This is a genomic window from Enterobacter cloacae complex sp. CDL013, from assembly GCF_049238805.1.
In the GTDB taxonomy this organism is placed as follows: domain Bacteria; phylum Pseudomonadota; class Gammaproteobacteria; order Enterobacterales; family Enterobacteriaceae; genus Enterobacter; species Enterobacter hormaechei_C.
The window spans coordinates 15550-30359 of the sequence record NZ_JBMKGT010000001.1 but is presented as its reverse complement, the minus strand read 5'-3'; the positions used below and the strand labels follow the sequence as shown (position 1 = coordinate 30359).

At 56.0% G+C, this 14810-nt stretch carries 12 protein-coding genes; 5 read left to right on the top strand and 7 right to left on the bottom strand.

What is annotated here, in order from left to right; translation table 11 throughout:
- Nucleotides 1–45: 45 nt before the first annotated feature.
- From yhdP to csrD, 7 genes are all read right to left on the bottom strand, one after another.
- Nucleotides 46–3852, bottom strand: a complete 3807-nt coding sequence (gene yhdP, locus ACOTXD_RS00140; protein ID WP_045343301.1) for an AsmA2 domain-containing protein YhdP — start codon at nucleotides 3850–3852, stop codon at nucleotides 46–48.
- Nucleotides 3853–3894: 42 nt separating this feature from the next.
- Entirely contained in the window at nucleotides 3895–5364 is a 1470-nt protein-coding gene (gene rng, locus ACOTXD_RS00135; protein WP_003860405.1) for a ribonuclease G, read from the bottom strand.
- Complete coding sequence (locus ACOTXD_RS00130) at nucleotides 5354–5947, bottom strand: Maf family protein (protein ID WP_023314918.1); 594 nt, start codon at nucleotides 5945–5947, stop codon at nucleotides 5354–5356. The genes rng and ACOTXD_RS00130 overlap by 11 nt, the downstream gene beginning before the upstream one ends.
- 9 nt (nucleotides 5948–5956) lie before the next feature.
- Nucleotides 5957–6445, bottom strand: coding sequence for a rod shape-determining protein MreD (gene mreD / locus ACOTXD_RS00125; RefSeq protein WP_003860402.1), 489 nt, complete (start codon nucleotides 6443–6445; stop codon nucleotides 5957–5959).
- Nucleotides 6445–7461, bottom strand: coding sequence for a rod shape-determining protein MreC (gene mreC / locus ACOTXD_RS00120; protein WP_003860400.1), 1017 nt, complete (start codon nucleotides 7459–7461; stop codon nucleotides 6445–6447). The genes mreD and mreC overlap by 1 nt, the downstream gene beginning before the upstream one ends.
- A gap of 62 nt (nucleotides 7462–7523) precedes the next feature.
- The gene (gene mreB, locus ACOTXD_RS00115; protein WP_000913396.1) at nucleotides 7524–8567 is read right to left on the bottom strand and encodes a rod shape-determining protein MreB; all 1044 of its coding nucleotides are present in this window, start codon (nucleotides 8565–8567) and stop codon (nucleotides 7524–7526) included.
- A gap of 282 nt (nucleotides 8568–8849) precedes the next feature.
- Nucleotides 8850–10790: an RNase E specificity factor CsrD gene (gene csrD, locus ACOTXD_RS00110; protein WP_003860399.1), complete on the bottom strand. Its 1941-nt coding sequence runs from the start codon at nucleotides 10788–10790 to the stop codon at nucleotides 8850–8852.
- Between the two features lie 183 nt (nucleotides 10791–10973).
- Here csrD and ACOTXD_RS00105 point away from each other — a divergent pair, with 183 nt between their 5' ends.
- From ACOTXD_RS00105 to accB, 5 genes are all read left to right on the top strand, one after another.
- Nucleotides 10974–11948, top strand: a complete 975-nt coding sequence (locus tag ACOTXD_RS00105; protein WP_061856719.1) for an MDR family oxidoreductase — start codon at nucleotides 10974–10976, stop codon at nucleotides 11946–11948.
- A gap of 77 nt (nucleotides 11949–12025) precedes the next feature.
- Nucleotides 12026–13027: a protein-methionine-sulfoxide reductase catalytic subunit MsrP gene (msrP, locus tag ACOTXD_RS00100; protein ID WP_003860395.1), complete on the top strand. Its 1002-nt coding sequence runs from the start codon at nucleotides 12026–12028 to the stop codon at nucleotides 13025–13027.
- A complete protein-coding gene (msrQ, locus tag ACOTXD_RS00095; RefSeq protein WP_003860393.1) occupies nucleotides 13028–13627 on the top strand; it encodes a protein-methionine-sulfoxide reductase heme-binding subunit MsrQ in 600 nt (199 codons plus the stop codon).
- Nucleotides 13628–13861: 234 nt separating this feature from the next.
- Nucleotides 13862–14314: a type II 3-dehydroquinate dehydratase gene (gene aroQ, locus ACOTXD_RS00090; protein WP_003860391.1), complete on the top strand. Its 453-nt coding sequence runs from the start codon at nucleotides 13862–13864 to the stop codon at nucleotides 14312–14314.
- Nucleotides 14315–14335: 21 nt separating this feature from the next.
- Entirely contained in the window at nucleotides 14336–14800 is a 465-nt protein-coding gene (accB, locus tag ACOTXD_RS00085) for an acetyl-CoA carboxylase biotin carboxyl carrier protein (protein WP_003860389.1), read from the top strand.
- The last annotated feature ends 10 nt before the right edge of the window (nucleotides 14801–14810 follow it).

Sequence of the window (14810 nt, the reverse complement as noted above, 5' to 3'; positions counted from 1 at the left end):
AGATCGTATTTATTGAGAGTGAGGCAATTACCTGCCCACGTCAAATCATTGCGGTGCTTCTTTGCGCGGCTGGCGCAGCACCTCGTTAATCTGCGGTTTATCGACCGGACCGGTAATGCGATAGCGCAGAATAGAGACCTTGCTCCACAGCGGCCCCAGCACTTTACTGGCGGCAAACACCGCCGCACCGACAATCGGGTTCACCACAAAGGCCGCCGCAACGCCCACGCTTGCGGAAATTTCCGGCGCCACCACGGCTTCCATATCCAGTTCGCGACGCACGAGGTTGACCGAGCCTTTCATGGCGATATCCGCTTCCAGGCCATCCACCAGCGTATCGTCCGTATGCAGAACGCCGTCTTTGATCCACGCCGTACTGCGAATGGAATCGTAGTAGAAACCTTCGCTGAAGGTGTCGCTGAAATCGAAGCGCAGCTTGCGCAGCAGCGCATCAAAACTCAGCAGGCGCAGGATCTGCCCGGCGCGCCCCGTGCTCACGTCGGCAATCTCACCCTTACCGAAGTTGGTTTTCAGGATGCCGTTAAGCGAAGCTTCATCGGGTGTCCACGGCGCAGCGCGCCAGTGCAGATCGTAATTCACATCGAAGGACGATCCGCGAAGCGGCGTGCTAATGCCGAAGAAGTTAGCCGCGGCGTCCAGCTTATTGCCTTTAATATCGCCTTTCAGCGAGGTGCGTTGTTCACCCGGTTTGTTCACCCATTCGCCCGCGGCAGTCATGCGGCCAAAGCCGGTATCCACCAGCCCACCAGAGAGGCTCAGCGTATTTCCCTGAATGGCAAAATCACCGTCGATACGGCCATATTTCTGTCCCCACAGCCAGCACTCCGCGCAGCGCAGCTGGAGATCGGGCCAGCCGCTGAAATCCACGCGCGACGTCCCATTGCCACTGACAGGAGAAGTGCTTGTCGACTCTGCTTTAGACGCCGTAAAGGTCGGATTGTAATAGAGATAACGGATAGCCGCCTGCCATGGCGCGTGATCGCGCATGATCAACGAACCGTTGATCTCACGCCCCTGCGCCTCGACCTTTGAGCCGTTTACCGTCGGCCGGGAGACAATACTCAGGTTGTTCCACTGCTGCCCGCCCAGCGTCAGCGCAGGCGTGCGCAAGGTAATGGACTGCGGGAACTGCGCCGTTTGGTCGACGTTTTGCCCGACACCTTTCTGGAACAGTGCCAGCCACTCTGCGCCATCCATCGGCGGGAGATTCAGTTCAACGCCCGCCTGCTCCGGCAGCGGCGGCGTGGTACGGCTGTCCGTCGTCCAGATCGCCCTGTCCAGCGTCAGCTTGCGGTTAAGCAGCCAGCGGCTGTTGAAGTGGTTTGTTCCGCCCGCGTTTCCGGTTAAATCGAAGCTGTTAAGGTTGCCCGCAACCTTAACGTTGACGGGCAATGCTTCACCGCTTTTTTTATTCAGCGGCGCGGGAAGCTGGCTGCTGAGGTTTTTTAGATCGCCCGTAATGTCGACGTTATAGCGCGCACCGGCATGATAAGGCAGGTCGATGGCGACCTTGCCATTCCATGACACCGCACCGTCCACCGCATTCTCAATCGGCTTCGGCAGAACATCCATGCGTGACGGCTGCCAGTTCGCGTCCATATTGACCGCCACCTGGTAGGCTTTATCGCCCTCGGTGGTGGAGAAATCGATATTAACGGGTTGATTGAACCAGGTCGCTTTAAGCGGCTCACTTTTCAGCGTGCCGTTAACAAAGCTGAACTGACCGCTGAGGTTTTTCAGGGTGCTGTCCAGCGGCTTGATATAGAGGCTGTTGTTATTAAGGCGAACGTCGCCTTTGGCGGTGGTCAATTCACCGTCCAGCGGGATATCCAGATGTAAGCGAGCATTCACATCGCCATCTAACTGCAACTGCTGAAGGGTGGCCGCCAGGGAGTCATTCAGCGGCGTATCTTCAAAGTACGGGCCAACCGCTTTACCCGGCCCCTTAATATCCGCATCAATCAGCAGCTTCTCTTTGGAATAATCCGGGATGTTTGCCGTCAGGTTGCTTGCCGTTACGCCGCCCAGCGCGACGCTGTCCGTCTTCATCCACAAGCCGTCATTCAGGAAGTTGAGTTCAATATCCAGATTCTTCAGCGCCGGCCAGTCTGGCTGGAAGGCATAGGTGGCGTTGCGTAGCGGCACCAGAACCTGGAACTGGCCTTCGTTGTGCTTATACGGGAACAGGTGCGGGTTGCCGCCGTAGACCAGCGTGGCGTTATCCGCCTGGCCGCCCTGAATAGCGCCGCTGAGATAGTCCACCAGCGCTTTCCCCATCAGGTTTTCCGGGAAGTAGCGCCACGCCTGCGAACCGTCATCCGTGCTGATGCCCGCCAGAATACCCAGCCACGGCTCATCGCCTTCAGGCTGTAGATAACGGAAATTACCGCGGGCATGTACCGCTTTGGCTTTTACATCAATATCGCGGCCATCGAGCTGAAAACCTTTGTCATTCTTCAGCCAGTTGAGAGTGGCATTTCCCTTTTCGATCTCCAGTGGCGCACGGAAGACCGTTTCGTACGGCATTTTCGCGTCCTGCATTTCTGCCGTCAGCCTGCCGTTTTCCACGCTGCCTTCCAGTTTACCGCTGAAGTGCTCGGCACCCGGCAGCAATTTCCACTGTTTCCATGCGAGATTTTTCCATGCCGCCTGAAAACGCGTCTTTTCCGTAGCCTGGAGCGGAATATCCAGCGCCAGCCGGTTTATCTGCCCGCTCGGCTGCGTCGCCAGCCAGATTTCGCCCAGCTCCGGTGAAAGTTTTGCGGCCATTGAACGCAGCCCTTCGATCGCCGTCAGATCCAGGTTACTGGCGCGGATACGCAGCTCGTCGCTGCGTTTACCGTTTATCCCGCCGACGTCCTGTTCCGGCATCCACGCCAGCGTCAGCGCGCCGCGCGGCCAGGGTTTGTTATCCATGGAGATGCGCGTATCCGGAATGGCGAACTGCCAGCCGCCTTTATCCTGCGTCACGTGTGCGGTGAGGTTATCGACGGAAAGTTGATGCTGATGGTTTTCCCCTTTCCAGCTCGCGCCCCCCTGCTTAAGCCAGATATCGCCGCTGGCGAACGCCCCGTTCGTCAGCGTCATCCAGCCTTCCAGGCTGAAGCGCGCGGTCTCCAGCTGCATGTTCTGCTGTAGCCACTCACCGAGCCACGGCTTCACGTCCACGTCGTCCGCCTGTAGCCAGACCCTGCCGTTGTTCAGCAGGCCATTGTCGTCACGCAGATCCATCCGCACCTGCATAACCCCGTGCTGCCCGTTCAGGCTGGAGAGATTCACCTGCCCCTCGGCGCGGTGGCGATCTTTCCCGTTTAACCAGGTCAGCTGTGGGATCGCCAGCTCAGCGCGCTGACCGGAAAGAGTAATAAAGCTCACTTCGCTGTCGCGCAGATCGAAATGATCGAACTGCCGCAGGAACAGATCGCTGATACGGCTGGTTTCCAGCCCTCGATCGCTGTCGCCGCTTTGCAGCGACGTGTTAGTCATCAGCTGAAGTTGCCAGAAGGTGAGATCGCGAAACTGCCAGCGCAGATGCAGCAGGCTTTGCCAGACATCCAGCGCCAGGGTAACGCGTTTGATTTTGAGGTTGCCGCCATCTTTCAGGCTGGCGCGGATATCCCGCGCATCTAGCGTCGGGCCAAAGTTCTGCCAGCTTGCCTCGATATGACTCACGTCCACCGGCAGGCCGGTGGCGGATTCGATTTTTGCCAGGATCTGCGGACGCCAGCTGTCCAGATGCGGCAAGGCGAGACGCAGCCCGCTCACGAGCAACGCGACAATCACGACCAGCGTTGCCCCTGTAAGCAGTAAAATCCCCGGCAATCGCCTCACGCGTCTCTCCTTGTCAGCCTTAAATCTCGCAGCGAACTGCGTTTACATCATGACGACGTCAAACTGCTCCTGGTTATAGAGCGGCTCAATTTGCACTTTTACCTGTTTGCCGACAAAGATTTCCACTTCCGCCAGCGCGTGCGACTCTTCCCCTTTCAGGGCCTCCGCCACCGCAGGGGAAGCATAGACCAGAAAACGGTCTGAGTCGTAGGCATGATGGACACGGACAATTTCACGCATGATCTCGTAGCAGACCGTCTCCACCGTCTTTACCGTTCCGCGTCCATGGCAGGTTGGACACTCATTACACAGGACATGTTCCACGCTTTCGCGGGTCCGTTTCCGGGTCATTTCCACAAGACCGAGCTGCGAGAAGCCATTGATGCTGGTTTTCACGCGGTCCTTACTCAGCGCCTGCTCCAGAGAGTGCAGCACGCGACGGCGGTGATCTTCATTGTTCATATCGATAAAGTCGATGATGATAATGCCGCCCAGATTACGCAGGCGAAGCTGACGCGCGATGGCCTGCGTCGCTTCGATGTTGGTGTTGAAGATGGTGTCATCGAGGTTGCGATGGCCGACAAACGCGCCGGTGTTGATATCGACGGTGGTCATCGCTTCGGTTTGATCGATGATCAGATAGCCACCCGATTTCAGCTCAACCTTACGCTCCAGCGCACGCTGGATTTCGTTTTCAACGTCATAGAGGTCAAATATCGGCTGGCGTCCGGTGTAATGCTCCAGCAGACCCGGCATTTCCGGGATGTACTCGGCGGTGAACTCCAGTAAGGCTTCGTACGTCAGACGGGAGTCCACGCGGATGCGGTCAAGCTGGGCGTCGGCGAAATCACGTAATACGCGCTGAGCGAGCGCCAGCTCACCGTACAGCCGGTAGCGGGTCTGGTTGCGTTTTTTACGCTCCATCACTTTGGTCCAGACGCGCTTCAGGTAGGCCGCATCCGAGGCGAGATCTTCTTCGCTGATCCCTTCCGCCGCGGTACGGATAATAAACCCGCCCTGCTCGTCGCAGTAGGCGCTGACCACCTTTTTCAGGCGCTCACGCTCGCTTTCGCTCTCAATACGCTGTGACACGCCGACGTGCGACGCCCCCGGCATAAACACCAGGTAGCGTGAAGGCAGGGTGATGTCGGTGGTCAGACGCGCGCCTTTAGTGCCCAGCGGATCTTTTACCACCTGCACCATCAGATCCTGGCCCTGACGCACCAGCTCAGAGATGTCGCGCACGGCAAACTGCTTTTGCTCTTCGCCTGCCACACATTCGGTGTGCGGCATGATATCGGAGGCATGTAAAAACGCCGCCTTATCGAGCCCAATATCTACAAAAGCCGCCTGCATACCCGGCAGGACACGACTGACACGACCTTTGTAGATATTGCCTACGATTCCGCGTCGCGCTTCACGCTCAATATGAATTTCCTGAAGAATGCCACCATCAATGTAGGCCACACGGGTTTCCGATGGCGTTACGTTTACCAACAATTCAGCCGTCATAATTATCCCTTCCCTCACGCAGTGAGTTAAAATTGCTCAGCAACTCATACGTTTCCACCAGCGGTAAGCCGACTACGGCGTGATAGCTGCCATTTATCTTCCTGACAAAACAGCCACCCAACCCTTGAATACCGTATGCACCTGCTTTATCCATAGGTTCACCGCTGGCGATATAGCCGGCGATCTCCTCGTTGGTGAGGACTCTGAACGTCACTTCCGTTACCACAAGGCAATCCAGAACGTACTGGCTGTCTGCCAGCGCTACCGCCGTCATCACCTGATGGGTTTGTCCGGACATGTTACGCAGCATCCGCGCCGCATGGTCTGCGTCGCGGGGTTTCTCAAGCACCTCACCATTGAGAATGACAATGGTATCCGCACCCAACACCGGTAAGTCACGCGGCACGCATGCCACGCCCGCCTGCGCTTTTTCACGCGCCAGACGAGAGACATACTGCTGAGCGCTTTCACCCTCAGCGCGTTTTTCTTCAATACCGGTAACGATGCGTTCGAAGGAGACACCCAACTGCGCGAGCAGTTCCTGGCGACGCGGAGAACCGGAGGCAAGATACAAAGACGTCATAGAAACCTTTTATTGCACGGCAAACTGCTGGCGAATTTTACGCATCAGCAGGAACAGCCACGGCCAGAGCACACCGTTTACTACACTACTCCAGAACACTTCCGGTCGGAAAGAGACGTTGATCACTAAAAACTCTGCCCAGAAAACAACGATATCCGCAGCGAGCGACAACAACATCACCACCAGCGCCTGTTGCCAGAGCGCAAGGTTACGAAAGAGCTGGAATTTGAGTGCGACGAGATACGCAATAATGCTCATGGATAAGGCGCGGACGCCAAGCGTAGAGCCACTAATAAGATCCAGTATGGCACCCATCACAAAACCTGTGCCGACATTTACGCGGTGCGGCAGGGCAAGGATCCAGTAGAGCAAAATGAGCAATACCCAGTTTGGCCGGAAAACAAGAATGTCGTCCGGCCAGGGCATAATTTGCAGCAACAGTGCAACGAGGAATGAGAGCCAGATTACCCAGCGCCCCTGGCTACGATAACTGGCCACTACTGCCCTCCACCCGAGACTTGCGGCGGTGGCGGCGCATCCGGCAGCGGCTGCGTTAACCCCGTCGCCGGAGCCGGTACGGGTGCAGGTGGTCCCATCGCATCCGGCGCAGGCAGTACCTGCGGCATCATCTGCATCAGGCGTTCATTCGCCACGCGATGCACATCTTCCGGGGTCATCGGGTTAGCTCCGTTACGATCGGCGCCCCATAGCAGCAGCAGGTAGCGCAAACGCTGCAAGCCGGCCGTTGGACGCGCCTGAATCACGGTGTAGGCACGCTGAGTGTCGAGCTTCACGGAAGAGACAACCGCAACCGGGTAGCCCTCAGGGAAACGACCGCCCAGACCGGACGTCACTAGCACGTCGCCCACGCGGATATCCGTGTTGGCGGGCAGATGTTCCAGTTGCAGATCGTCCGTGCAGCCGTTACCGGCGGCAATCACGCGAATATCGTTACGCAGCACCTGAATCGGCAGTGCATGGGTGGCATCGCAAATCAGCAGCACGCGGCTGGTCAGTTTGGCAACCGCCACAACCTGGCCCACGACGCCTTTATCGCTGATGACAGGCTGACCTTCGTATACGCCGTTCACGCTGCCTTTATCAATCACCACCTGATCGCTGTACGGATCGTTTACGGTGGAGATCACCTGGGTGACCATTTTCTGTTCATCCTGGCGCAGCGGCGAGCCAAGCAGTTCACGCAGGCGTGCGTTTTCCTGCTTATATTGCCCCAGCATCAGCAGCTCGCTGTTTTTCAGCAGCAGTTCCTGGCGTAACGCACGGTTTTCGAGTTCGAGCTGGTCACGCGATGAGAGCGTTTGCGACACGGAGTCGAGCAGTTCACGGGGACCATTTGAAATAAAGTAGAAAGGACTGACGGCGGTATCCATGTACGTTCGGATCTGGCTGAACGTACCGAGGCGGCTATCGGCAATAATGACCCCGAGCGCAACCAGAACCGCCAGGATCAGGCGAAACTGTAGCGACGGGCCACGGCTAAAAATTGGCTTCATAGGCTATGCGTATTCTCGCGTCAGAGAGAAAGGGTAGCAAATTGCTACCCTCTCACACCCGACTACTCTTCGCTAAACAAGTCGCCGCCGTGCATGTCGATCATTTCCAACGCCTTGCCACCACCACGGGCGACGCAAGTCAGTGGATCTTCTGCAACTACGACAGGAATACCTGTCTCTTCCATTAACAGGCGGTCGAGGTTACGCAGCAGCGCACCACCACCGGTCAGAACCATACCGCGCTCGGAGATATCGGAGGCTAGCTCTGGCGGGCACTGTTCCAGCGCAACCATCACCGCGCTCACGATACCGGTCAGTGGCTCCTGCAACGCTTCCAGGATTTCGTTGGAGTTCAGGGTGAATCCACGTGGCACGCCTTCCGCCAGGTTACGACCGCGAACTTCGATCTCGCGCACTTCATCACCCGGGTAGGCAGAACCGATTTCGTGCTTGATGCGCTCTGCGGTCGCTTCACCGATCAGAGAGCCGTAGTTACGGCGAACGTAATTGATGATAGCTTCGTCGAAACGGTCGCCGCCGATACGCACGGAAGAGGAGTACACCACGCCGTTCAGGGAGATAACGGCCACTTCAGTGGTACCGCCACCGATATCCACCACCATAGAACCGGTAGCCTCAGAAACCGGCAGACCCGCACCAATTGCCGCAGCCATCGGTTCTTCAATCAGGAAGACTTCACGCGCACCGGCACCCTGAGCAGATTCACGGATTGCACGGCGTTCAACCTGGGTCGCGCCAACCGGCACACACACCAGCACGCGCGGGCTTGGGCGCATGAAGCTGTTGCTGTGAACCTGCTTGATGAAGTGCTGAAGCATTTTTTCGGTCACGAAGAAGTCAGCAATAACGCCGTCTTTCATTGGGCGGATCGCGGCGATGTTGCCCGGCGTACGGCCCAGCATCTGCTTCGCATCATGACCTACTGCGGCCACGCTTTTTGGCGAGCCGGCACGATCCTGACGAATGGCCACAACGGAAGGCTCATTCAATACGATGCCTTGTCCTTTTACATAAATAAGGGTATTCGCGGTACCCAGGTCAATGGACAGGTCATTGGAAAACATGCCACGAAATTTTTTCAACATACTAAGGGATAATCCTGAAAGCTGGGGCGGAAAACAAAATCCGCTTACTTTACCAACCACACGCAGCAGCGACAAGGCGCAAAAATCGTCTGCTACGGTGAAAATTAGTGCAGCACGTTTCCTTTGTTACAAATTCATCCCCTGAATCCCTCAGGGCTGAGTAAACAGCAGCGTCCCTCACTTTCACTTGTAACCCATTAAAGGTCGTTCACTGGCTTTTATGCTCGTCTTACTCAAAGCTACAGGCGCGATATTCTACGTGAAAACAAAGTAAACGGCAGGTCAAACAGAGTATCTTTGCAAATATTTTTTCACATTGGTGTCAAGCGGCTGAGAGGCGGCAAAAAAATCCCCCTGACCGCCCGTCACGCCGCGCTCTGTCAACATCTGCCATTCACTTCGTGAACGTACGCCTGTGGCAAATACTTGCGTTTGCGTTCCTTTGCACGCTTCCACCAGGCTTTGTACCAGCAGCTGGTTTTCCGTGCGTTTTTCAATATTCCTTACCAGACCCGGATGCAGCTTCAATAATTCAACATCCAGCTCTTTGATCCAGCTGGTGCTCACCAGCGTCAGACCCGCCTGGGTTACCGCCACGCGAGCCCCAAGCGCATTGATTAAACGCACCACCGGGCGCAACCGGCTGATGTGTTGACCTACATCTGCCTCTGCAAGTTCAAAAATAATGCGTTTGCGTTGCGATTTTTCGCATTGCATTAACGTGTCACGTAACCAGCGCTGGAAGCGCGGACGGATCAGCGATTCGACTGTCACCTGTAAAGCCAGATTTTCTTCAGGCCAGTACGATAAAAACGGAATGAGGCGGGTGATTTGCTGACGGTCATACTCTTCGGACAATCCGAATTGCAACACCATGGGCAGATATTCCGCGGAGATAACCTCTTCGGTGCCATCAAAAATACGGCACATCAGCTCACGATGATGGACATGACCACTCTTCATGACCGCCGGTTTTTGATAGATGCGCGGTCCGCCCCGGCTCAGCATCTGTTCAATCAGGGTTCGCCAGCGCACGTTGCCGCGCCCTTTCTCAGGCAGCGTATCATCATAGACCGCCCAGCCGTTCGCCCCCTGCAATACGGCGTTACGCGTTGCCGCTTCCGCATGTTCCATCACCTGCTCCGTCGACTGACCGCCGCGCCAGGCACAGATGCCTATATGCACCATGTCGTCTCTGTCGAGCATTTTGCTCTGGGGCAGCGCATCGACGGCTTTCAGCAGCTGGCTGGCGATACTCTCGGACTCCTTTAAGGTGCGATGCGGCAGCAAGACGGCAAAATCGCTGCGGTGGTAGCGTGCCAGTAACGCGCCGGGGTAGCGCATAATAAAGGTGGACAGCAGGTTAATCAGCGTAAAGAGGTTCTCTTCCGCCACGCGCTGACCCCAGGTATCACGGAGCAGATCAAAGTCGGGCAGGCGAATCATCATTACCACGCCATGCGTACCCACCTTTTCGGGGTCATCAAGAAGGGTAGCCAGCTGATTATCAAAGAAGAGACGGTTGTTGAGGCCCGTTTTGTTATCCTGCGCGGCATAAGAGCGAATCAACGTGTCCATACGGCTACGCTGATCGCTGGCAAACTGGATTTCGGAGAGCAGCACGTCCAGGGCGCTACTGGTGCGTGATGGCCATTCATAAACCGATCCCCGCACCTGCGGACCCCGCTCGCCATTCAGTATCCGCACGGAGCGTGTTTCCAGCAGTTCCTGGCCGGAAAGTTGACGACGCTGCCAGCGAACGGCGAGGAAAATCAGCAGTACGATAAAGGCAACGGCGATGGTTAAGGGCGCGGTGGTCATAAGCGAGCGTAAATAGTTGCTCATCGGATCCTGGTACATCAGATGAATTGTCATACCCGGATGTTTAAGTGAATTAACCGTGACGTCCCGATACTGATCTACCGTGCCGGCAGGACGATAGCTGCCCTGGCGGGTATGGCTGAAAACGGTCTGCTTCCCCTGTTTAATGTCGATCTGCACTATATCCACAGGCACCATTAACTCATCCAGCTCACGCGAAAGCGCCGGGAAGGAGGACGTTATCAGGCGAGTGTCGATAACCGATGCAACCGATTCAACCCGGTTAACCAGCTTATCCTGGATGGCATTGTAAAAGCTCAGCGAGCAGCCGATTAGCGTGACAAATATGGTCAGCCCCGTCAGCAAGGTAATAAAAGCTGAGAACTTCGTCGTTAATCGCATCCTTGAGATTACTCCGTGGGTTGAAGGGGGGGCAAGTGAGCACTAACTTGCATTTTAAATGCGACATACTATCAAACCTGGTGTATCTGGCAATTTATTGCGTTAAATCGGCACTGCGTTTCATTGAGCGAGTATAGTCATCAGGACATATTTTCCCATCATCAAACCTAGTGAGGACCCTGTATGCAGGCTTTGATCTTAGAACAGCAGGACGGCAAAACCGTTGCCTCGGTGCAAGCCATTGAGGAGAACCGCCTGCCGGAGGGCGACGTGACCGTAGATATCGACTGGTCCAGCCTGAACTATAAGGATGCACTGGCGATTACGGGAAAAGGTAAAATCATCCGAAATTTCCCGATGGTGCCAGGAATCGACTTTGCAGGCCGCGTGCATACCAGTGAAGATCCGCGTTTTCACGCCGGACAGCAGGTGCTGCTCACCGGCTGGGGCGTAGGTGAAAACCACTGGGGCGGACTGGCAGCACAGGCGCGCGTCAAAGGTGACTGGCTGGTCCCGATGCCGAAAGGCCTGGACGGTCGTAAGGCGATGATCATCGGCACGGCAGGCTTCACCGCCATGCTGTGCGTGATGGCGCTGGAAGAGGCCGGGATTCGTCCTGACTCGGGCGAAATTGTCGTCACCGGCGCCAGCGGCGGCGTGGGCAGCACGGCCGTCACGCTGCTGCACAAGCTGGGGTATCAGGTCGCCGCCGTCTCTGGCCGCGAAAGTACGCATGATTATCTACGTCAGCTGGGCGCACGCCGTATTCTGAGCCGCGACGAATTCGCCGAGACCCGCCCGCTGGAAAAACAGGTCTGGGCTGGCGCAGTAGATACCGTCGGCGACAAAGTGCTGGCGAAGGTGCTGGCGCAAATGAATTACGGCGGCTGCGTGGCGGCCTGTGGTCTGGCGGGTGGTTTTGCCCTGCCGACGACGGTGATGCCATTTATTCTGCGTAACGTGCGTCTTCAGGGTGTCGATTCGGTCATGAGCCCAGCCGAGCGGCGGGCTGAGGCCTGGGAACGTCTGGTGCAGGATCTGCCAGCCTCATTCTATGAGCAGAGCGCCACTGAGATCACCCTGAGCCAGGCGCCAGAGTTCGCCAATAAAATCATGGACAACCAGTTCCACGGTCGTGCGCTGGTTAAAATCGCCTAATCTTCAAATTTTCGTGACATATTCGCGCTAACCCTCCTCCTCCGTCATGCTTAGAAAAACGCCTGACGGAGGATGCCATGAAAACCCGAAAACTGACGGAAGCCGACGTAACGTCTGAATCTGTCTTTATGCTACAGCGCCGCCAGATCCTGAAAATGCTTGGCATCAGCGCCACTGCCCTGACGCTCACCCCTGCGGCCCATGCCGATCTGCTCGACTGGTTTAAGGGCAACGATCGCCCGAAAGCCCCCTCCGGCGCACCGCTTGACTTCACCAAACCGGCACAGTGGCAGAATAAACTGACGCTGACGCCGGAAGATAAAGTCACCGGCTATAACAACTTCTATGAGTTTGGTCTTGATAAGGCCGATCCTGCCGCCAACGCCGGGAGCATGAAAACCGATCCCTGGACGCTGAAGATAGATGGCGAGGTGGCAAAACCGCTGACGCTGGATCATCATGACCTCACCACCCGCTTCCCCCTTGAAGAACGCATTTACCGTATGCGCTGTGTGGAAGCCTGGTCGATGGTGGTGCCGTGGGTAGGTTTCCCTTTGCATAAACTGCTGGCGCTGGTTGAGCCCACCAGCAACGCGAAGTATGTTTCTTTCCAGACGCGCTATGCCCCGGACGAGATGCCAGGCCAGAAGGATCGGTTTATCGGCGGCGGGCTGGAGTATCCCTACGTTGAAGGTTTACGTCTCGACGAGGCCATGCATCCGCTTACGCTGCTCACCGTCGGGGTTTATGGCAAAGCGCTGCCGCCGCAAAACGGGGCGCCCATTCGCCTGACCGTACCGTGGAAATACGGTTTCAAGGGCATCAAATCGATCGTCAGCATTAAGCTCACCCGTGAACGCCCCCCCACCACCTGGAACCTGGCAGCGCCTGACGAGTATGGTTTTTTTGCCAACGTTAACCCGCACGTTGACCATCCGCGCTGGTCGCAGGCAACAGAACGTTTTATCGGTTCCGGCGGCGCGCTGGATGTTAAACGCCAGCCAACGCTGCTGTTTAACGGCTATGCGGATGAGGTGGCATCCCTCTACCGTGGTCTGAACTTACGGGAGAACTTCTAAGTGCGTTTAACGGCAAAGCAGATAACCTGGCTGAAGGTACTCCTGCATTTAGCCGGATTGCTCCCCTTTATCTGGCTCTTCTGGGCAGCCAGCCAGGGACAGTTCAGTGCCGATCCGGCGAAAGATATTCAGCATTTTACGGGTCGGATGGCTCTGAAATTTTTGCTGGCGACCTTGCTCGTCTCACCGCTGGCGCGCTACGCTAAACAGCCATTATTGATACGCACCCGTCGGCTTTTAGGGCTATGGTGTTTCGCCTGGGCAACGCTGCATCTCACCAGCTACGCCCTGCTGGAACTGGGCATTAACAACCTGGCACTCCTTGGCAGCGAACTGGTGACGCGTCCCTATCTGACGCTGGGTATCGTAAGCTGGCTGGTTTTACTGGCGCTAACGCTGACATCCACGCAGTATGCGCAGCGAAAACTGGGTCGACGCTGGCAACTACTGCATAACTTCGTCTATCTTGTCGCGATCCTCGCCCCTATTCATTACCTGTGGTCGGTGAAGATATTATCCCCTCAGCCGGTCATCTACGCCCTGCTGGCCCTGGCCCTTTTAGCGTGGCGTTACAAGAAGTTCCGCCAGTGGTTGCGATAGTTCACGAAACTGTGCGTTTTCCCGCAGATTATTTATCAACCGCGAATCTTTTTCGGATAGCGGTTGATAATCTTCCCTGATAAGACCAGTATTTAGCTGCCAAATGCTACGAAATCGTTATAATGTGCGACTTCGGTTTTCCGGACAGGGGTTTTAGGCCTCTGAAAGGGTGACAATTGCGCTTTGAGGGTATATGTTGTTTTTTACCCGAAAATCGCAGGAGATAGCGGCATAATGGCTGATAAATTCCAAATTTTAGTTTTAAACGGACCGAACCTGAACATGCTCGGCACCCGTGAGCCAGAGAAGTACGGCACGCTAACATTGAGCGAAATTGTTAACCGTCTGAGTACGGAAGCAGCGTCGCTGAATGTGGATTTGGACCATTTTCAGTCTAACGCGGAGTACGCAATCATCGACCGTATTCATCAGGCTAAAGACACTGTGGACTATATCCTGATCAATCCGGCCGCGTTTACGCACACCAGTGTTGCTATACGCGACGCACTGCTCGCGGTGAGTATCCCGTTTATCGAGATCCACCTGAGTAACGTGCACGCCCGAGAGCCGTTCCGCCACCACTCCTACCTGTCAGATATCGCCGCTGGCGTGATTTGTGGGCTGGGTGCAGACGGCTATTCATACGCTTTACAGACAGCGGTAAAACGCTTGTCACAATCACACTAAACAAGAGTACGGAACCCACTCATGGATATTCGTAAGATTAAAAAACTGATCGAGCTGGTTGAAGAATCAGGCATCTCCGAACTGGAAATTTCTGAAGGCGAAGAGTCTGTACGCATCAGCCGTGCAGCCCCAGCCGCTAGCTTCCCGGTAATGCAGCAAGCTTATGCTGCGCCAGTGCAGCAGCCTGCGCTCTCAGCAGCCGTTGCGCCAGCGGCAGCAGAAGCGGCACCTGCGGCTGCAACAGAAATCAGTGGTCACATCGTACGTTCCCCAATGGTTGGTACTTTCTACCGCACACCGAGCCCGGACGCGAAGGCGTTCATCGAAGTGGGTCAGAAAGTCAACGTAGGCGATACCCTGTGCATCGTTGAAGCCATGAAAATGATGAACCAGATCGAAGCAGACAAATCAGGTACTGTGAAAGCGATCCTGGTCGAAAGTGGTCAGCCGGTAGAATTTGACGAGCCGCTGGTCGTCATCGAGTAACGAGGCGAAC

What these genes read in the sequence shown, in the direction of transcription:
- rng (WP_003860405.1), bottom strand. Translation starts at nt 5,364, where the DNA reads ATGACGGCTGAATTGTTGGTAAACGTAACGCCATCGGAAACCCGTGTG.
- ACOTXD_RS00130 (WP_023314918.1), bottom strand. Translation starts at nt 5,947, where the DNA reads ATGACGTCTTTGTATCTTGCCTCCGGTTCTCCGCGTCGCCAGGAACTG.
- mreC (WP_003860400.1), bottom strand. Translation starts at nt 7,461, where the DNA reads ATGAAGCCAATTTTTAGCCGTGGCCCGTCGCTACAGTTTCGCCTGATC.
- mreB (WP_000913396.1), bottom strand. Translation starts at nt 8,567, where the DNA reads ATGTTGAAAAAATTTCGTGGCATGTTTTCCAATGACCTGTCCATTGAC.
- csrD (WP_003860399.1), bottom strand. Translation starts at nt 10,790, where the DNA reads ATGCGATTAACGACGAAGTTCTCAGCTTTTATTACCTTGCTGACGGGG.
- ACOTXD_RS00105 (WP_061856719.1), top strand. Translation starts at nt 10,974, where the DNA reads ATGCAGGCTTTGATCTTAGAACAGCAGGACGGCAAAACCGTTGCCTCG.
- msrP (WP_003860395.1), top strand. Translation starts at nt 12,026, where the DNA reads ATGAAAACCCGAAAACTGACGGAAGCCGACGTAACGTCTGAATCTGTC.
- aroQ (WP_003860391.1), top strand. Translation starts at nt 13,862, where the DNA reads ATGGCTGATAAATTCCAAATTTTAGTTTTAAACGGACCGAACCTGAAC.
- accB (WP_003860389.1), top strand. Translation starts at nt 14,336, where the DNA reads ATGGATATTCGTAAGATTAAAAAACTGATCGAGCTGGTTGAAGAATCA.